17 protein-coding genes and 4 tRNA genes are annotated in these 17411 nt (G+C 59.5%); 19 read left to right on the top strand and 2 right to left on the bottom strand.

Features of this window, described 5'->3' with window-relative positions:
- Window positions 1-69 precede the first annotated feature (69 nt).
- Entirely contained in the window at window positions 70-1140 is a 1071-nt protein-coding gene (locus ACIQ36_RS10355) for a glycosyltransferase family 2 protein (RefSeq protein WP_395828889.1), read from the bottom strand.
- Between the two features lie 62 nt (window positions 1141-1202).
- Between ACIQ36_RS10355 and ACIQ36_RS10350 the strand changes: the two genes are divergently transcribed.
- Together ACIQ36_RS10350 and ACIQ36_RS10345 are read left to right on the top strand one after the other, a co-directional pair.
- On the top strand, window positions 1203-2048 hold the full coding sequence (locus ACIQ36_RS10350; protein WP_395828887.1) for a fumarylacetoacetate hydrolase family protein: 846 nt from the start codon (window positions 1203-1205) through the stop codon (window positions 2046-2048).
- A 5-nt stretch (window positions 2049-2053) separates the two neighbouring features.
- On the top strand, window positions 2054-2941 hold the full coding sequence (locus tag ACIQ36_RS10345) for a DMT family transporter (RefSeq protein WP_395828885.1): 888 nt from the start codon (window positions 2054-2056) through the stop codon (window positions 2939-2941).
- On the opposite strand, the gene ACIQ36_RS10340 is transcribed toward ACIQ36_RS10345, so the two are convergent.
- Window positions 2889-3641: a DUF1194 domain-containing protein gene (locus ACIQ36_RS10340; RefSeq protein WP_395828883.1), complete on the bottom strand. Its 753-nt coding sequence runs from the start codon at window positions 3639-3641 to the stop codon at window positions 2889-2891. The genes ACIQ36_RS10345 and ACIQ36_RS10340 overlap by 53 nt on opposite strands.
- A 124-nt stretch (window positions 3642-3765) precedes the next feature.
- On the opposite strand from ACIQ36_RS10340, the gene ACIQ36_RS10335 reads away from it, so the two are divergent.
- The 17 genes from ACIQ36_RS10335 to nuoF all read left to right on the top strand — a co-directional run.
- Entirely contained in the window at window positions 3766-5250 is a 1485-nt protein-coding gene (locus ACIQ36_RS10335; protein ID WP_395828881.1) for an NAD(P)H-hydrate dehydratase, read from the top strand.
- Between the two features lie 107 nt (window positions 5251-5357).
- Window positions 5358-5615, top strand: a complete 258-nt coding sequence (locus ACIQ36_RS10330; RefSeq protein ID WP_395828879.1) for a hypothetical protein — start codon at window positions 5358-5360, stop codon at window positions 5613-5615.
- A 79-nt stretch (window positions 5616-5694) separates the two neighbouring features.
- A tRNA-Leu gene (locus ACIQ36_RS10325) sits at window positions 5695-5779 on the top strand.
- 210 nt (window positions 5780-5989) lie between these two features.
- A complete protein-coding gene (gene tig / locus ACIQ36_RS10320) occupies window positions 5990-7312 on the top strand; it encodes a trigger factor (protein WP_395828877.1) in 1323 nt (440 codons plus the stop codon).
- A gap of 71 nt (window positions 7313-7383) precedes the next feature.
- On the top strand, window positions 7384-8019 hold the full coding sequence (gene clpP, locus ACIQ36_RS10315) for an ATP-dependent Clp endopeptidase proteolytic subunit ClpP (protein WP_395828875.1): 636 nt from the start codon (window positions 7384-7386) through the stop codon (window positions 8017-8019).
- A gap of 181 nt (window positions 8020-8200) precedes the next feature.
- The gene (clpX, locus tag ACIQ36_RS10310; protein WP_395828873.1) at window positions 8201-9466 is read left to right on the top strand and encodes an ATP-dependent Clp protease ATP-binding subunit ClpX; all 1266 of its coding nucleotides are present in this window, start codon (window positions 8201-8203) and stop codon (window positions 9464-9466) included.
- Between the two features lie 107 nt (window positions 9467-9573).
- Window positions 9574-11973 (top strand): endopeptidase La, encoded by a 2400-nt coding sequence (lon, locus tag ACIQ36_RS10305; RefSeq protein ID WP_395828871.1) that lies wholly within the window; start codon window positions 9574-9576, stop codon window positions 11971-11973.
- Between the two features lie 204 nt (window positions 11974-12177).
- The gene (locus ACIQ36_RS10300) at window positions 12178-12468 is read left to right on the top strand and encodes an HU family DNA-binding protein (protein ID WP_395828869.1); all 291 of its coding nucleotides are present in this window, start codon (window positions 12178-12180) and stop codon (window positions 12466-12468) included.
- 106 nt (window positions 12469-12574) lie between these two features.
- Window positions 12575-12649 (top strand) — tRNA-Val (locus ACIQ36_RS10295).
- Window positions 12650-12852: 203 nt separating this feature from the next.
- Window positions 12853-12929: transfer RNA gene (locus ACIQ36_RS10290), tRNA-Asp, on the top strand.
- 29 nt (window positions 12930-12958) lie between these two features.
- Window positions 12959-13035, top strand: a tRNA-Asp gene (locus ACIQ36_RS10285).
- A 266-nt stretch (window positions 13036-13301) separates the two neighbouring features.
- On the top strand, window positions 13302-13667 hold the full coding sequence (locus ACIQ36_RS10280; RefSeq protein ID WP_395828867.1) for an NADH-quinone oxidoreductase subunit A: 366 nt from the start codon (window positions 13302-13304) through the stop codon (window positions 13665-13667).
- Window positions 13658-14212, top strand: a complete 555-nt coding sequence (locus ACIQ36_RS10275; RefSeq protein ID WP_395828865.1) for a NuoB/complex I 20 kDa subunit family protein — start codon at window positions 13658-13660, stop codon at window positions 14210-14212. Before ACIQ36_RS10280 ends, ACIQ36_RS10275 begins: the two co-directional genes overlap by 10 nt.
- A 76-nt stretch (window positions 14213-14288) precedes the next feature.
- Entirely contained in the window at window positions 14289-14906 is a 618-nt protein-coding gene (locus ACIQ36_RS10270; RefSeq protein ID WP_395828863.1) for an NADH-quinone oxidoreductase subunit C, read from the top strand.
- 12 nt (window positions 14907-14918) lie between these two features.
- Entirely contained in the window at window positions 14919-16097 is a 1179-nt protein-coding gene (locus tag ACIQ36_RS10265) for an NADH-quinone oxidoreductase subunit D (RefSeq protein WP_395828861.1), read from the top strand.
- Window positions 16094-16723, top strand: a complete 630-nt coding sequence (gene nuoE / locus ACIQ36_RS10260) for an NADH-quinone oxidoreductase subunit NuoE (protein ID WP_395828859.1) — start codon at window positions 16094-16096, stop codon at window positions 16721-16723. The genes ACIQ36_RS10265 and nuoE overlap by 4 nt, the downstream gene beginning before the upstream one ends.
- Window positions 16723-17411 (top strand): NADH-quinone oxidoreductase subunit NuoF (gene nuoF, locus ACIQ36_RS10255; protein ID WP_395828857.1); only part of this gene is annotated, 689 nt, incomplete at its 3' end. The genes nuoE and nuoF, both read left to right, overlap by 1 nt.

The following is a 17411-nucleotide window of genomic DNA, read 5'->3' as shown; positions in this document are numbered from 1 at the left end:
GTTTTCCGGTGCTTGTTGTTCATATACAGAGGATAGAGAGCGCTAGCATTTATTGCAAGCGTATGGGCCTCACCCCTTTAGTAACTTCGCCCGCCGCTGAAGCAGGGCCATCGGGCTCCAACTCAACATACGCGCAATCGCCAAGGTCGAGGCTTTGCGCTCACCCTGGAGCTTCTGCCGGTCCGGCCAGAAGGCCCTGAGGCCTTTGAACCCGTCGAAGGTTGCCTTCAGTACGACCCAAATCGCCCCCGGCTTTTTCAGTAGCAAGCAGCGCAGCAGCAGCAGCGGCAGATAGGTCAGCAGCGTCACCACCAAGATCGGCCCCGGCATATTCTTGGCAATCAGCCATATCTGATTACGGTAGCCGTGGTAGAGCGAAAACACGCTATGCGCCCCGCCGGACGCGGCGCTGCCGACATGCTCGACGCGCGCGCGGTTGGACTGCCAGACGCGCCCGCCCGCAAGGCGCAGGCGGAAGCAGAGGTCCACATCTTCGCCATAACAGAAGAAACGCTCATCGAAGCCGCCGAGCCGCTCGAACCAATCGCGGCGAATCATCATCGCGGCGGCGCAGGCGGCGAAACTCTCTCCGGCGGGCACGGGTACGGGCAGGGGTTTGCGGCAGCCTCCGCGCCAAGCAAAACCGTAGGGGGAGAAGCAATCGCCCAAGCCATCGGCGCGGCTGGGATCGGCGCTCATCACTTGGGTCGAGCCGAAGGCGGCATACTCGCCGTGCAGCGCGGCTTCGTCGAGCAGCAGTTCCAGCCAGTCGGAGGCGGGGAAAGCATCGGGATTCAACATCACGAGCCAGGGGGCAGCCGCCCCGGCGGCGGCCTGATTGTTCCCGGCGGCGAAGCCTAGGTTCTTTCCCATGCGCAGGATGGTCAGCCGTGGATCATTCGGCAAATCTTCCAGCGAGCCATCAATCGAGCCGTTATCGACAATCACCGCTTCGAAATCGCGCAAGCTTTGTGCAAGCAGGGCAGCAATGCAGCGGGCGAGGTCGCTTCCACCGTTATAATTGACGATCATCACACGAATACGCGGCAGACCGAGGGACGGGGCGGGCAAATCTTCCAACGGGGCGGCGGTTTCGGCCAAAGTCACAGGAATCCTTGTGGTTACGGAAGGGTGGGGCATCTTTCCTGTTCACAAGGCGCTGCGCAAGATCGTTGACGGATTATTAAAAAAGGAGAGACGGGATGAAGCTGGTACGCTGGGGCCTGGATGGGCGCGAAAAGCCGGGGATTTTGGATCAAAACGGCGCAATTCGCGATCTCTCGTCGGTCATTCCCGATATCAGCCATTCGGTTTTATCCGATTCCGGGTTGGATGCTTTGCGCCGCCTTAATCTTGCGCCGCTGCCGGTGGTGCCCGCCGAAACGCGCCTTGGCGTGCCCTTTGCCGGAACCGGCAAGATTATCGCCATCGGTCTGAATTACGCCGATCACGCGGAGGAAGCCGGATTAAAGCCCCCCGCCGAGCCGATTGTATTCCAAAAAGCCACCTCGTCGCTGTGCGGGCCGACCGATTCGCTCGAAATCCCGCGTGGCTCGCTGAAGACCGACTGGGAAATTGAACTGGGCGTCGTCATCGGTCGCCGGGCGAAATATATCGCGGAGGCCGAGGCGCTCGACTATGTGGCGGGCTATTGCACGACCAATGATGTGTCGGAACGCCATCTGCAAACCGAACGCGGCGGGCAATGGACCAAGGGCAAGAGCCACGACACCTTCTGCCCGGTCGGCCCCTGGTTGGTCACGCGCGACGAGGTTCCCGATCCGCAAGGCCTTAGCCTGTGGTGCGATGTCGATGGGCACCGCTATCAGAATGGCACCACGGCGCGGATGATTTTCGGCGTCGCCCATATCATCGCCTATCTCAGCCAAATGATGACGCTGCTGCCGGGCGATTTGATCGTCACCGGCACGCCGCCCGGCGTTGGCATGGGGATTAAGCCCGAGCCGGTGTTTCTGAAGCCAGGGCAGATCGTTACGTGCGAAGTCGTGGGCCTTGGCGCACAGCGGCACTTAACGGTTTCGGCTTAGCGGCGGTGAAAGGCGCAATCGCCACCGACTATGCCATTCCGCTGATCACCGTATTGCTCTGGTCGGGCAATACGGTGGTGATGCGGGTGGCGGTGGGGGTGATCGATCCAGAAACGATTATGGCCTACCGCTGGGTTTTGGCAGCTCTGGCGCTGTTCCCCTTCGTTTTTCGCGCGCTTTGGCAGCATCGGGCGGCTATCCGGCAGAACATCGGCAAGCTCGCTGGTCTTGGGCTGCTGGGGATGGTCCTCTACCAGGGCTGCGCTTATTACGCCGCACAAACCACGACGGCGACGAACATGGGGATCATCGCGTCCTTAGTCCCGCTGATCACCTTCGGCTTTAGCGCAATTCTGCTGGGCGACAGGCCAGGGTGGACGACAGCGGCGGGTGGGCTGCTGTCGCTGGTGGGGCTGTCGGTGCTGATCGGGCAGGGGCAACCGCTCAATATTCTTTCGGGCGGGTTTCATCTGGGCGACGCCATTATGCTGTTCGGGGCGATTTGCTATGCTCTCTACAGTGTGATGCTGCGGCGATGGGCGGTACCCGTGCCGGTATGGCCATCGCTTTATATTCAGATTTTGACGGCGATTCTTGTGCTCGTGCCATTGTATCTGATCACGCCGACCTTGCCGGTGACGATGGCGGCCGTGCCGATCATTCTCTATTCGGCCCTGCCGATTTCGATTCTCGCGCCAATCTTATGGATGTTGGCGGTGGCGCGGCTCGGGGCGAATCGTAGCAGCATCTTTATGAACCTTTTGCCGATTTTCACGGCGGTGATTGCGACCTTTGCCCTCGGTGAAACGCTCTACACCTATCATCTTATTGGCGGGCTTCTCACCTTGTCCGGCGTTCTGCTGGCGCAAATGACGCGAGGGCGGCCACGCTAAGGGCGCGCTGCGGGGCTTTTGCGATCGGAACCAAAAGCTCCCGAATCAGCTTTTGCCGGATGGCTTGCGTAAAATCGGCATAATCGGCGGCGCGCAACACGAAGGACTCCGGCCCGCCGACAAGCGCCGTGCGATAATAGTCTTCTAAATCCGGCTCCTCATTGACGATGGCGAGCCCGTTCAGCGTAATCCCAGCCTTCAGGGCCGCCGCGCGCACGGGGGCAAGCGACCGCCCGAGATTCTGCGCACCGTCGCCGGAAATATCGATAATCTTACGCTCAGTCTTAAACGGCGCGCTTTGGATCATGCGGACGGCGACCGACAGCGCATTGCCTAAAGCGGTGCCGCCGCCGTCGATGAGGCGCGGCGTAGTGTCGATCTCCTCGGCGAGCTTCAGCGCGTCTCCGGCGCTGCGCACCACGCGCCACGGCACCCCAACGCGCTGCCAGCTTGGGTCGGACCATTCCATCAGCGCAATGGCAACGGCGCGTTTTGGGCCGCTGGCAATGGCGGCGTGAACCTCGGTATCGCGGAATGCCGCCGCGAGCCCCTCCATCTGCAAGGCGAACTCGGCCCGGTCAACGCTCGACGAGCTATCGACCGCCAGTACCAGCAGCGCATCCACCTCGGGCGGGGCTGCGCGGGCGGCACCCGCGGGAAGGGTGAGCGATAGCGCAAAAATCCAATGCCGCAGGGCCAAGTCTAATCTCCTTATCTCGGGCGTTGTTCTGCGGGCGCATCGCGGCAAAATTAGGGTGCGCCATGATTGCGGTAAGCAGATTTCGGCGCATCATGCGACGATAGGTTTTTGCGGAGGGCCTGAGTTGACCGTTTTCGAGCCACACGACCTTTATACCGCCCCCCAAATGGCGCAGGTGGATGCGAAAGCGGCGGCGGCGGGGATTCCGGTGAGCACTCTGATGGCCCGCGCTGGCGAGGCGGTGGCGAACGCGATTATCGACCGTTGGAGCCCACGCCCGGTTCTCGTACTCTGCGGCCCCGGCAATAACGGCGGCGATGGTTGGGTCGCCGCGCGCGTTCTGGCGGAGAGGGGCTGGCCGGTTCGTGTGGTATCGCTGGTTCCGCCTGCGCGCCTCACCGGGGCCGCTGCCGATCACGCCGCGCGTTGGACGGGGCCGGTGACACTCTGGGAGGGCGACGGGCCGGCGGCAGGGGATGCGGCGCTGCTGGTGGATGCGCTCTTCGGCGCCGGTCTCAATCGTCCGCTGCCGCCACCCGTCCGCCGTTGGCTTGCGCGCCATACCGCCGTGCCGCTGGTTGCGGTCGATGTTCCGTCGGGGCTCGATGGTAGCACGGGGCAGGTCCCCGATTGGGCTCCGCGGGCCGCGCTGACGGTCACGTTTCACCGCTCTAAGCCGGGACATTTTATTATGCCGGGCAAAGCCTTATGCGGTGATCTTCGCCTAAGTGATATTGGCATTCCCGCCGCGATCCTGCCGACCGACCGGCCCACTTGCCGCCTCAATCATCCCGCTCTTTGGTCAGGCTTCTTCCGAACCCCCGGCCTCAACGACCATAAATTCACGCGCGGTTGGGCGATGATCCGCGCGGGGCACCCGGCGGCGGGTGGCATGAGCGGTGCCGCCATTCTGTCCAGCCGAGCGGCCCGGCGGGCGGGGGCGGGATTGGTCTCATTAGTTGCAGAACACCCCCTAAACGATTGGCCTGGAACGCTTATCTCGACGCTCCCTTGGACAGAAACCTGCATGGAACGGCGCGCGACCGCCTTCTTAATCGGCCCTGGAAATGGCCGTGGCCCCGCCACGCGCGCCGCCGTTTTGGCCGCCGCTGCGACCGGGAAGCCGCTGGTATTGGACGCCGACGCGCTAACGAGCTTTGCGGGGGAAGCCGAGTTTCTGCGCCGTGTCCTTAGCGGCCCCTGCATTCTAACCCCTCACGAAGGTGAGTTTTCACGGCTTTTTGCCGGAACGCCGATTGAAGCGCTGCCGGGACGATTGGCGAAAGCCCAAGCCGCCGCGCGCTGGCTGGGGGTAACGCTTATCTTGAAAGGCCCTGATACGCTCATCGCCCATCCGGACGGCCTGACGAGTGTGCAGGCAGACGCCCTACCGGCACTTGCAACGGCAGGATCAGGAGATGTTTTGGCCGGGCTTATTGTGGGTTTGCTGGCACAGGGGTTCCCAGCCGGGGCAGCAGCTGAAGCGGCGGTCTGGCTGCACGCCAGCGCGGCGGCAGCCTTTCGCGATGCCGGAATGATCGCCGAGGATTTGATTGAGTTACTCCCTGATATTCTTCTCAATTTTTATGAAAAATCCCTTCCTGAATGAGGGTTAGATGCTTTTTTTAAAGCGACAAATCCATAAATCAGTCGTAACGTACTCCTAGCCAACGACGAAACCGCATTTGGGCGGACGACAAGGACGGGAGAGCGGCTATGATCGGACGAGGGTTATTCGGCGGCGCACCGTCCAACGAAATCGCGCCAGGGACGATTTTTTGCCAACGCGAACTCGTTTCAATCGCGGGCCAAGCCGAGGTTATCTATGTCGATACGGACTCGCGCGGCATTCCTCACGTTCATTACCGCTTCACGGTCGAGCCGCGCTCGGGCTGTGGACCTGCGGCGCGCCATAGCGAAAACCGCGTGCTGGCGCTGAGCGCTTTCCGCGAGACGTTTGCCCGCAAAGCCTAATTAATCACATAGGTAGAGTTCCTCTGTTTTACGCCCCATTGACAGGGCCAAGGCTTAGAGGCATGTTTCGCGCCGCTGTGCGGGCGTGGTGGAATTGGTAGACGCGCTGGATTTAGGTTCCAGTTCCGCAAGGAGTGGGGGTTCAAGTCCCTTCGCCCGCACCACCTTTATCTTCATCAAATTTTTGGCGGCAATGCTTCGGGGTTGCGCGCGCGTCCCTTGACGGGCCGCGGGAAACCGTTTAGCTGGGTCAGCCCTGAACCCGCGATGTCGATACGGCGTGCGTCGGGGCGAACTCCCTCGGGCAGTGGAGTTCGCTCACCAAAGATGCACCTGTCGAGATGAGCCGAATAGGAATAAGTGGAACACCGTTCATGCAGGTAACTGAAACCCTCGCCGAAGGCCTGAAGCGCCAATATAAAATTGCCGTTCCGGCCGATTACCTGGAAACCCAGGTGAACGCAAAGCTGGCTGAACTGGCAAAAAAAGTCAGCGTTCCGGGCTTCCGTCCGGGCAAGGTTCCGATGAACCTCGTGCGTCAGCGCTACCTCGGCTCGGTGATGGGCGAAGTTCTCGAAACCACCGTTCAGCAAACCTCGTCGAAGGCGATTGAAGAGCGCGGCCTGCGCCCCGCCTTCCAACCGAAGGTGAATGTGGAAAGCTTCGAGCTGGAATCGGGCGTTCAATTCACGATGGACGTTGAAATCCTTCCGGAAATCACCGTTGCCGATTTCGCCACGCTGGAAATCGAGCGCCCGACGGCGCCGGTGGCCGATGAAGACGTGGAAAAGGGCTTGGATAAGCTGCGCAACGAATCGCGCGCGACCAAAAAGGTGGAAGAAGATCGTGCGGCCCAGTCGGGCGATACGCTGGTGATCGATTTCGTCGGTAAAGACGCGGGCGAGCCCTTCCAAGGCGGTGCGGGCACCGATTTCCATCTCACGCTCGGCTCCGGCATGTTCATTCCGGGCTTTGAAGATCAGTTGATCGGCGCGAAAGTGGGCGACGAGAAGGTTCTGAATGTAACCTTCCCGGCCGACTATCAGGCTGAAAATCTGAAGGGCAAAGCGGTAACGTTCGACGTGACCGTGAAAGAATTGCGCGAACCGCAAACGGTTGAACTGACCGATGATTTCGCCAAGGCATTCGGTCTTGAAAGCCTGGATGCGCTGAAGACCGCCATTCGCGGCCAGATCGAGCGCGAATATGCCGCCGCCGGTCGCTTGAAAGCCAAGCGCGTGCTGCTCGATAAGCTCGACACCACCCATAGCTTCGACGTACCGCCGACGCTGGAAGAGGCCGAATTCAACGCGATCTGGAACCAGTTCGAACAAGCCAAAGCTGCCGGTGAAAATGATCCGCTGCTCGAAGGCAAGTCGGACGAGGAAGTGCGCGACGAGTATAAGCGCATTGCCAATCGCCGGGTTCGTCTGGGGTTGCTGCTGGCCGAAATCGGCCGTTTGCACAATATCCAGATCGAAGATCAGGAACTGCGCGCCGCGATTTTCAATGTTGCCCGCCAGTACCCGGGTCAGGAGCGTCAGGTTCTTGAATTCTTCACGAATAATCAGGATGCCATAACGCAGATCCGTGGCCCTATTTTCGAAGACAAGGTCGTAGACCATATTCTAACCACGGCCAAGGTGACGGATAAAACCGTAACCCCCGAAGAACTGCTGAAGGCTGACGCCGAGTAAGGCAGGGAAAGGGCGGCTAGGGCCGCCCTTTCGTTTCTGGAGGGGCGCTTAGTTCGGATTGAGAGGGATACATGCGGGACGCGACCGAATTCACGATGAACACGCTGGTGCCGATGGTGATCGAGCAAACGGCTCGCGGCGAGCGCGCGTTCGATATCTATTCCCGCCTGCTGAAAGAGCGCATCATTTTCCTGGTCGGCCCGGTCAATGACCATGTCGCCAGCTTGATTTGCGCGCAGTTGCTGTTTTTGGAAGCCGAAAATCCCAGCAAGGAAATCAGCTTCTACATCAACTCGCCGGGCGGCTACGTCTCGGCGGGTCTGTCGATCTACGACACGATGCAGTACATCCGCCCGCAAGTGACCACCATGTGCCTAGGCCAAGCCGCTAGCATGGGCTCGCTGTTGCTGGCCGCCGGTGAGAAAGGTAAGCGCTATGCGCTTCCTAACGCTCGCATCATGGTCCATCAGCCCTCGGGCGGCGCGCAGGGGCAGGCGACCGATATCGAAATTCAAGCCCGCGAGATTCTAAAGCTCCGCGCACGCCTGAACGATATCTACGTCAAGCATACCGGCCAAACGCTGGAAACGATTGAACTGGCCATGGAACGCGACAATTTCATGGACGCGGAAGAAGCCAAAACCTTTGGCTTGATCGATCAAGTCGTTGCCGCTCGCCCCAAAACGGGCGATGGGCAGGCGTCTTGACGGTACGACCTTGCGAGAAGGTGATTGCGCCCCGCCGTCGCTTCATATTGAATGACGGGACGATAAGAGGAATATGGCTTTGTCAATGGCAAATCCTCCTCTCGACGTCGAAAGGCCGGGGCGCACTCGGGCGGGATCGGTCGATCGGCAGGAGCGGTGAGGGAGCGAAAGCGAGTTTAGCATGACCAGGGCAAGCAGCGGCGACAGCAAGAATACGCTTTATTGCTCCTTCTGCGGGAAGAGCCAGCATGAGGTGCGCAAGCTGATCGCTGGACCGACAGTGTTCATCTGCGATGAATGCGTCGAACTCTGCATGGATATCATCCGTGAAGAGCATAAGACCACCTTGGTCAAAAGCCGGGACGGGGTGCCGACGCCGCGCGAAATTCGCGGTGTGCTAGACGATTATGTTATTGGCCAGGAGCACGCTAAGCGCGTTCTGTCGGTTGCCGTTCATAATCATTACAAGCGCTTGGCGCACGCCCAGAAGAATAACGACGTGGAACTTGCCAAGTCGAATATTCTGCTGGTCGGGCCGACCGGGAGCGGGAAGACGCTGCTGGCGCAAACGCTGGCCCGCATTCTCGACGTGCCGTTTACGATGGCCGACGCTACCACGCTAACCGAAGCGGGTTACGTGGGTGAGGACGTCGAGAACATCATTCTCAAGCTGCTGCAATCGGCCGATTATAACGTCGAACGGGCGCAGCGCGGCATCGTCTACATCGATGAAGTCGATAAGATTTCCCGCAAGTCGGACAATCCGTCGATCACGCGCGATGTATCGGGCGAAGGCGTGCAGCAGGCACTGCTGAAGATTATGGAAGGCACGGTCGCTTCCGTTCCGCCCCAGGGCGGGCGCAAGCATCCCCAGCAGGAATTCCTGCAAGTGGATACGACCAATATTCTGTTCATCTGCGGCGGGGCCTTTGCCGGTCTTGAAAAGATTATCGGTCAGCGCTCCAAAGGCACCTCCATCGGCTTTGGCGCCGATGTCCGTGGGCCAGACGAGCGGCGCACGGGGCAAATCCTGCGCGAAGTTGAACCGGAAGATCTGCTGAAGTTCGGCCTTATCCCGGAATTCATCGGTCGTTTGCCCGTGGTGGCGACGCTGGATGATCTGGACGAGGCCACTCTGGTGGAAATTCTCTCCAAGCCGAAGAATGCGCTGCTCAAACAGTATCAGCGGCTCTTCGATATGGAAGATGTTCGTCTGGAATTCAGCGAAGACGCGCTATCGGCGGTTGCGCGGCGGGCGCTCGAACGGAAAACCGGCGCGCGCGGTCTGCGGTCCATCATGGAAAGCATTCTGCTGGAGCCGATGTTCGATCTGCCGGGCAATGTCGACGTTGACGGCATCGTCATCAATAAGGAAGTGGTGGAGGGTCGGGCAACCCCGCTCTACATCTACGCCGAAAAGAAGGCGGAGACGGGGGCTGGCGCGTAATCGGGGATACTCCCGATTATGACAGTCCCTTGAACCCGGCCCCGCCGGGTGCCACCTTAACCTTGTAAAGTCCTGGCGTGTCAGGACCCGTTTAGGGTGAATGTTGAATGACCCAATCCCATGAGGCCCGATACCCGGTTCTTCCTTTGCGGGATATTGTAGTTTTCCCGCATATGATCGTGCCGCTCTTTGTAGGGCGCGAAAAATCCGTTCGGGCGCTTGAAGATGTGATGCGGGAGGACAAGCAGATCCTTCTGGTGACGCAAAAAAATGCGTCTCAAGACGATCCGACTGCCGCCGATCTCTATGAAATTGGAACCGTTGCCACGGTTCTGCAATTGCTGAAACTGCCGGATAAAACGGTAAAAGTGCTGGTGGAGGGCGTATCGCGCGCCCGCATCGACAGCTTTACCGAGAATGCCGACTTCTTCCAAGCGGTCGCCCATCCGGTGACTGAGACCGAAGATGAAACCCCGGAAATCGAAGCCCTTGGGCGCGCGGTGGTGGGGCAGTTCGAGCAATATCTGAAGCTCAACAAAAAAATTCCGCCGGAAGTGCTGGTCTCGGTCAATCAGATCGAAGAGCCGAGCAAGCTGGCCGATACCATCGCCTCGCATCTGGCGCTGAAGATCCCCGAAAAGCAGCAACTGCTGGAACTCACGTCGCTCACCGAGCGGCTGGAACGGATCTATGGCTTCATGGAAGGCGAGATCGGCGTTCTGCAGGTCGAAAAGCGCATCCGCAACCGCGTCAAGCGGCAGATGGAGAAAACTCAGCGCGAGTATTACCTGAACGAGCAGCTCAAGGCGATCCAGAAAGAACTGGGCGAGGGCGAGGATGGTCGCGATGAGGCCGCCGAGTTCGAAGAGCGCATCAAGAAGGTGAAGCTTTCGGTCGAAGCGCGTGATAAGGCGATGGCGGAGCTTAAAAAGCTGCGCTCCATGTCGCCCATGTCCGCCGAATCGACCGTCGTGCGCAATTACCTCGACTGGATCTTGACGATTCCTTGGAAGCAGCGCTCCCGCGTGAAGCGCGACCTGAAGGAAGCGCAAAAAGTGCTGGATACGGACCATTACGGTCTGGATAAGGTCAAAGAGCGCATCGTCGAATATCTCGCTGTGCAATTGCGCATCGCCAAGATCAAAGGCCCGATTCTCTGCCTCGTCGGCCCTCCCGGCGTGGGGAAAACCTCGCTTGGTAAATCCATCGCCAAGGCAACCGGTCGGAACTTCGTGCGCATGGCCTTGGGCGGTGTTCGCGACGAGTCCGAAATCCGTGGCCATCGCCGCACCTACATCGGCTCCATGCCCGGCAAGATTGTGCAGGGGATGAAGAAGGCGAAAACGTCGAACCCGCTGTTCCTTCTTGATGAAGTAGACAAGATGGGCTCGGACTGGCGCGGCGACCCGGCCTCGGCCCTGCTCGAAGTGCTGGACCCCGAACAGAATTCGACCTTCAGCGATCATTACCTGGAAGTCGATTACGATCTGTCGGACGTGATGTTCGTCACCACGGCCAACAGCCTGCGCATGCCGCAGCCGCTGCTGGACCGTATGGAGATCATCCGCATCCCTGGGTACACCGAGGATGAGAAGATCGAGATCTGCCGCCGTCACTTGCTTCCGAAGGCCATGAAGGATCATGGGTTGAAGAAGGAAGAATGGTCGGTATCCGATGAAGCCTTGCGCGATCTCGTCCGCTACTACACCCGGGAAGCTGGGGTGCGTAGCATGGAGCGCGAATTGTTTAGCCTCGCGCGGAAATCCGTGAAGGAAATCCTGCTGGGCAAAACCAAATCGCTCCATATTACCCGGCGCAATCTGGAAAAATACGCAGGCATCAAGCGCTTCCGCTACGGCGAAGCCGAGGGCGAAGATCAGGTCGGCGTTATCACCGGTCTGGCCTGGACCGAAGTGGGCGGCGAGTTGCTAACCATCGAATCGGTTACGCTGCCGGGCAAGGGCAAGGTCATCGCCACCGGCAAACTGGGCGACGTGATGAAGGAGTCGGTGCAAGCCGCCGAAAGCTTCGTGAAATCGCGCGCTGCCGCCTATGGCATCAAGCAAACCGTGCTGGAAAAACGCGATATCCATGTGCACGTCCCGGAAGGGGCGACGCCGAAGGATGGCCCGTCGGCCGGGATTGCGATGGTCACTTCGATCGTCTCGGTGCTCACCGGCATTCCCATACGCAAAGATGTGGCGATGACGGGCGAAGTAACGCTGCGCGGCCGGGTGCTTCCCATCGGCGGCTTGAAGGAAAAGCTGCTGGCGGCACTGCGGGGCGGCCTTAAAATCGTTCTGATTCCGCAGGATAATGCGAAAGATCTGGCCGAAATTCCCGATAACGTAAAGAAGGGGTTGGAGATCATCCCCGTCTCGACCGTGGAACAGGTGCTGGAGCGGGCGCTCGTGAGTGTTCCTATTCCGCTCCCGGCAGAAGAAGAAGTACCGGCCACGCCGCCCAAGGCGGATGTGCCCGCTGCGACGGGAATGATTGCCCATTAAGCATCATTGTTAACCCGAACTGCAATTTGTCACAGAACGCGCCCGCGAAAACCCCTCGTCGGGCGCGTTTTTCTCACTTTTACAGGGGTTTCACCGATTTCCACCCATTGACGGACCGCAGGAACGCAGTCTAAAGTCCGCCAACGATTTGCCTTAATCCTGGGTCGCTAGGTTGGCGGCTTGGGACAATATCGAACCGTCCTGATGAGGGGGCTCAACGTGAATAAAAACGATCTCGTCGCTTCGGTCGCAGAAGCTACTGGTTTGTCTAAACAAGATTCCGCGAAAGCGATCGACGCCGTGTTCGATGCCATTACGGGTGCCCTGAAAGCCGGGGATGAAGTTCGCCTGGTTGGTTTCGGTACCTTTGCCGTGTCCGAACGGGCGGCAAGTGAAGGCCGTAATCCGCGCACCGGGGAAAAGATTCAAATCTCAGCCTCGAAGCAGCCCAAGTTTAAGGCTGGTAAGGGGTTGCGCGACGCCGTTAACGAATAGCGCGCGCATTCTGCAAAAATAGTAAGGGCTACCCCATGGGTAGCCCTTGACTATTTAAGGCAGAATTGAGTATTCGACAGCAGACAAAGCGCCGTTAGTGCGCGATGGGCGGTTAGCTCAGCGGTAGAGCGTCTCGTTTACACCGAGAGGGTCGGGGGTTCAATCCCCTCACCGCCCACCATTATCTTCCTTTTTGGGAGACAAATTTCAAAGCCCTGGCCCTTAGGCCGGGGTTTTTGTTTTTGGGAGCCCTGAAGCTCTTGGCGCTTTCTTGCGCCTGAAGGGGCTGTGTTTAAAAAACTTATCCAGGGATGCTACCTTTTGCGATTTTGAGCGCTTGACACTGCCCCCGCTGGATCGTATCAACCCCTCCACTTGCTGCGTGGGGGTGTAGCTCAGTTGGTTAGAGCGCCGGCCTGTCACGCCGGAGGTCGCGGGTTCGAGCCCCGTCACTCCCGCCATTCAACAAGTCCTTCACAAGGTTTCCTGTGGGGGTGTAGCTCAGTTGGTTAGAGCGTCGGCCTGTCACGCCGAAGGTCGCGGGTTCGAGCCCCGTCACTCCCGCCATCAAAAAAACCGCCTCCCTCCCGGAGGCGGTTTTTTGTTTTCTGCCAATCCCTTGCCGAACCCTGTGATCCTTGCCGGGGCAGGCCGCTTTTTTGCCGCAATTGCTGCACGAGGGCTTTTCACAGGCGGGAGCCATGCCTATAGTGGCGCCGTCGCCTCCCGCAGTGCGGGCAAGCCAAGCCGAGGGTTTGGATATTGCCTTGCACCCTGCGCCGAAGGGGGGTATAGCCGCGCCGTTCCCGAGGAACGGAGGGGGTCTTTGTAAAATGAATGCACTGCTCGCCGAATATTTACCGATCATGGTGTTCCTGGGCATCGCCATTGGCCTGACGGCCGTGATGCTGATCGCCTCGCGCCTTGTTGCGGCGCAAAACCCAGATCCGGAAAAAGTCTCCGCCTACGAGTGCGGCTTTGAGGCGTTCGATGATGCGCGCAGCAAGTTTGACGTGCGCTTTTACCTCGTTGCCATTCTCTTCATCATTTTCGATCTGGAAATTGCCTTCCTGTTTCCCTGGGCTATCTCCTTGAAGGATATTGGGAGCTACGGGTTCTGGTCGATGATGACCTTCCTCGGCGTTCTCACCGTTGGCTTCATTTACGAATGGAAGAAGGGGGCTCTGGAATGGGAGTGATGGTTCCGCAACCCCGCAAAGAGATCGATGTTCTGGCGCCGGGCGCCGATCAAGATCTCCTACTGGGCAATGTCACCCATGAGCTTGAGGATAAGGGCTTCGTCGTTGCCCAGTTCGATAAGCTAGTCGCCTGGGCGCGCACGGGCTCGCTCTGGCCGATGACCTTCGGGCTCGCCTGCTGTGCCGTCGAGATGATCCACACCGGCTGTAGCCGTTATGATCTTGACCGTTTCGGTATTGTCTTCCGGCCCAGCCCGCGCCAGTCCGATGTGATGATCGTCGCGGGTACGCTGACCAACAAAATGGCCCCGGCCTTGCGCAAAGTGTACGACCAGATGGCCGAACCGCGCTGGGTGATCTCGATGGGATCCTGCGCCAATGGTGGCGGCTACTACCATTATTCCTATTCAGTCGTGCGCGGGTGCGATCGGATCGTTCCGGTCGATATCTATGTTCCGGGGTGCCCGCCGACGGCCGAAGCCTTGCTCTATGGCATTCTGCAACTGCAGAAAAAGATTAAGCGGACGCGTAGCTTTACGCGATAAAGCCTTGTCCTGGCGGGGATAATCCACTGCTAGGGTCAATAAATGAAGCGCAAAGCTTTCATACGGATGGGTTCGAATGGTCGAAACACTGGAACAGTTCGGCGCGCATGTTGGGCAACATTGCAGCGCTGCCGTTAGCGCGGTTGATCTTGCGGGGGGCGAGCTAACGCTGAGCACCACGCCGGACGGGGTTTTAACCCTGCTAGCGTTTTTGCGCGACGATCCCGCCTGCCTGTTTAAATCTTGCGTGGACATTTGCGGGGTGGATTTCCCGGAACGCGACCTGCGCTTCGATGTGGTCTATCACCTGCTCAGCCTGAAGACGAACCGCCGCGTGCGCGTGCGCTTGGCCGTGGATGATGCGACCGCCGTTCCTTCGGCAACCGGCCTCTGGCCCTCCGCCGGCTGGTACGAGCGCGAGGCCTGGGACATGTACGGTATTTTCTTCGCCGGGCACCCGGACCTGCGCCGCATCCTCACCGATTACGGGTTCGAGGGGCATCCGTTACGCAAAGACTTCCCGCTCACGGGCTATGTCGAACTGCGCTACGACGAAGAGCAAAAGCGCGTCGTCTACGAGCCGGTGAAACTGACGCAGGATTTCCGTAGCTTCGACTTCTTGTCGCCGTGGGAAGGGATGACGCCGACGCGCCCCTTACTGCCGGGCGACGAGAAGGCCACGCAGAACGGTTAGGGGGAGCGGGGCATGGCTGACGTTAAGATCGAAAATTACACCATGAACTTCGGGCCGCAGCATCCTGCGGCTCACGGGGTGCTCCGCCTCGTTCTGGAAATGGATGGCGAAGTCGTCGAACGCGCCGATCCGCACATCGGCCTGCTGCATCGCGGCACTGAAAAGCTGATCGAATATAAGACCTACACCCAGGCGCTGCCCTATTTCGACCGGCTCGATTACGTAGCCCCGATGAACCAGGAACACGCGTTTGCGCTGGCGACCGAAAAGCTGCTGGGCATCGACATTCCGAAACGCGCCCAGTACATCCGCGTGCTGTTCAATGAAATCGGCCGTATTGGCAACCATCTGCTGAACCTCACCACCTACGCGCTCGACGTGGGTGCGCTAACCCCGATCCTCTGGGCTTTCGAGGAACGGGAAAAGGTGATGGAGTTCTACGAGCGGGCCTGCGGCGCGCGCCTGCACGCCAATTATTTCCGCGTCGGCGGCGTGCATCAGGATATTCCGGCCGGCTTGCTGGATGATATTGGCGCGTGGGTCGATCACATGCCCGCGCTGCTGGACGATATCGAAGGGCTGTTGACCAACAACCGCATCTTCAAGCAGCGCACAGTCGATATCGGCGTGATTACGGCGGATGAATGCTACGCCTGGGGCATGACCGGGCCGGTGCTGCGTGCTTCGGGGATTGCCTGGGATCTGCGCAAGAGCCAGCCCTATGAAGTCTATGGCGAACTCGATTTCGATATTCCCATTGGCAAGAATGGCGACTGCTATGATCGCTATCTTGTCCGTATCGAGGAAATGAAGCAGTCGCTACGCCTGATCAAACAGTGCATCGCGCGCATTCCCGACGGCCCGGTGATGACCACCGACGGTAAGATTGCGCCGCCCAGCCGGGGCGCGATGAAACAGTCGATGGAAGCCCTCATCCATCACTTCAAGCTCTATACCGAAGGCTATCATGTGCCCGCCGGGCAAACCTATGCGGCGGTCGAAGCCCCGAAGGGTGAGTTTGGCGTGTATTTGATCGCCGATGGCACGAATAAGCCCTATCGCTGCAAAATCCGCGCGCCGGGGTTCGCCTTCCTTCAGGCGATGGATTTCCTCTCCAAGGGGCACATGCTGGCCGATGCGGTTGCGATTATCGGCTCGCTGGATATCGTTTTTGGTGAGATTGATCGATGAGCAGCGCTTCTCTTCCCGCCCATATGCATGAGCCGACCGAGTTCACCTTCTCGCCGGAAAACCAAGCGACCGCGAAAAAGCTGATTGCGAAATATCCGGCGGGCCGCGAAGCCAGCGCCGTTATTCCGCTGCTGGATTTGGCGCAACGCCAAGCCGGGGGCTGGTTGCCGCGCGTGGCGATGGATCACGTGGCCAAGGTGCTCGAAATGCCGCCGATGCGCGTGTATGAAGTCGCCAGCTTCTACACGATGTTCAACTTGAAGCCCGTCGGGAAGCATTTCGTGCAGGTTTGCACGACGACGCCCTGCTGGTTGCGCGGCTCGGACCAAGTGGTCCACGCCTGCAAAAAGGAACTCGGCATCGATCTTGGGGAAACCACGGCAGACGGCCAGTTCACCTTGATCGAAGTCGAATGCCTCGGGGCCTGCGTGAACGCGCCAATGGTGCAGATCAACGATGATTTCTATGAAGATCTCGACGAAGCCAGCACCGCCAACGTGCTGCAAGCCTTGAAGGCCGGGCAGAAGCCCGCGACGGGGCCGCAGAATGGCCGAATCCGCGCGGCGCCGCTGGGCGGCCTCACGTCGCTGACCGATCTTCCCGCCGGTAAGAAGGAGCCCTCGTAATGTTGCGCGACCAGGACCGGATTTTCACCAATCTCTACGGTATCCAAGATTTCGGCCTCGCCGGGGCGCAAGCGCGCGGCGATTGGGATGGCACTAAAGCCATTCTGGAGAAGGGCCGTGAGTGGATTATCGACGAAACCAAAAAGTCGGGCCTGCGCGGGCGCGGCGGGGCAGGTTTCTCGACGGGCATGAAATGGTCTTTCATGCCCAAAGCCTCGGATCGTCAGCACTATCTCGTCGTCAATGCCGATGAGGGCGAGCCGGGCACCTGCAAAGACCGCGAAATTATGCGCCATGATCCGCATAAGCTGATCGAAGGTTGCTTGATCGCGTCTTTCGCCATTGGGGCGAAGGCTTGCTACATCTACATTCGCGGCGAGTTTTGGCTTGAGGGGAATAACCTTGAGCGCGCGATTGAGGAAGCCTATGCCGCCGGGTTGATCGGCAAGAATGCGTGCGGCTCGGGCTGGGATTTCGATCTCTACGTCCATCGCGGCGCGGGCGCTTACATCTGCGGCGAAGAAACGGCGCTGATCGAATCGCTGGAAGGCCGCAAGGGTCAGCCGCGCTTGAAGCCGCCGTTCCCGGCGGGCGCGGGCCTCTATGGTCTGCCGACCACGGTGAACAACGTCGAATCGATTGCCGTTGTGCCGACGATCCTGCGGCGTGGTGCGGAATGGTTCGCCGG

Origin of the sequence: Elstera sp., assembly GCF_044372965.1 — a bacterium.
GTDB lineage: Bacteria > Pseudomonadota > Alphaproteobacteria > Elsterales > Elsteraceae > Elstera.
Note: the sequence above shows the minus strand (reverse complement) of the source record. Positions and strands in the feature narration are given on the sequence as shown.

What these genes read in the sequence shown, in the direction of transcription:
- ACIQ36_RS10355 (WP_395828889.1), bottom strand. Translation starts at nt 1,140, where the DNA reads ATGCCCCACCCTTCCGTAACCACAAGGATTCCTGTGACTTTGGCCGAA.
- ACIQ36_RS10350 (WP_395828887.1), top strand. Translation starts at nt 1,203, where the DNA reads ATGAAGCTGGTACGCTGGGGCCTGGATGGGCGCGAAAAGCCGGGGATT.
- ACIQ36_RS10330 (WP_395828879.1), top strand. Translation starts at nt 5,358, where the DNA reads ATGATCGGACGAGGGTTATTCGGCGGCGCACCGTCCAACGAAATCGCG.
- tig (WP_395828877.1), top strand. Translation starts at nt 5,990, where the DNA reads ATGCAGGTAACTGAAACCCTCGCCGAAGGCCTGAAGCGCCAATATAAA.
- clpP (WP_395828875.1), top strand. Translation starts at nt 7,384, where the DNA reads ATGCGGGACGCGACCGAATTCACGATGAACACGCTGGTGCCGATGGTG.
- clpX (WP_395828873.1), top strand. Translation starts at nt 8,201, where the DNA reads ATGACCAGGGCAAGCAGCGGCGACAGCAAGAATACGCTTTATTGCTCC.
- lon (WP_395828871.1), top strand. Translation starts at nt 9,574, where the DNA reads ATGACCCAATCCCATGAGGCCCGATACCCGGTTCTTCCTTTGCGGGAT.
- ACIQ36_RS10300 (WP_395828869.1), top strand. Translation starts at nt 12,178, where the DNA reads ATGAGGGGGCTCAACGTGAATAAAAACGATCTCGTCGCTTCGGTCGCA.
- ACIQ36_RS10280 (WP_395828867.1), top strand. Translation starts at nt 13,302, where the DNA reads ATGAATGCACTGCTCGCCGAATATTTACCGATCATGGTGTTCCTGGGC.
- ACIQ36_RS10275 (WP_395828865.1), top strand. Translation starts at nt 13,658, where the DNA reads ATGGGAGTGATGGTTCCGCAACCCCGCAAAGAGATCGATGTTCTGGCG.
- ACIQ36_RS10270 (WP_395828863.1), top strand. Translation starts at nt 14,289, where the DNA reads ATGGTCGAAACACTGGAACAGTTCGGCGCGCATGTTGGGCAACATTGC.
- ACIQ36_RS10265 (WP_395828861.1), top strand. Translation starts at nt 14,919, where the DNA reads ATGGCTGACGTTAAGATCGAAAATTACACCATGAACTTCGGGCCGCAG.
- nuoE (WP_395828859.1), top strand. Translation starts at nt 16,094, where the DNA reads ATGAGCAGCGCTTCTCTTCCCGCCCATATGCATGAGCCGACCGAGTTC.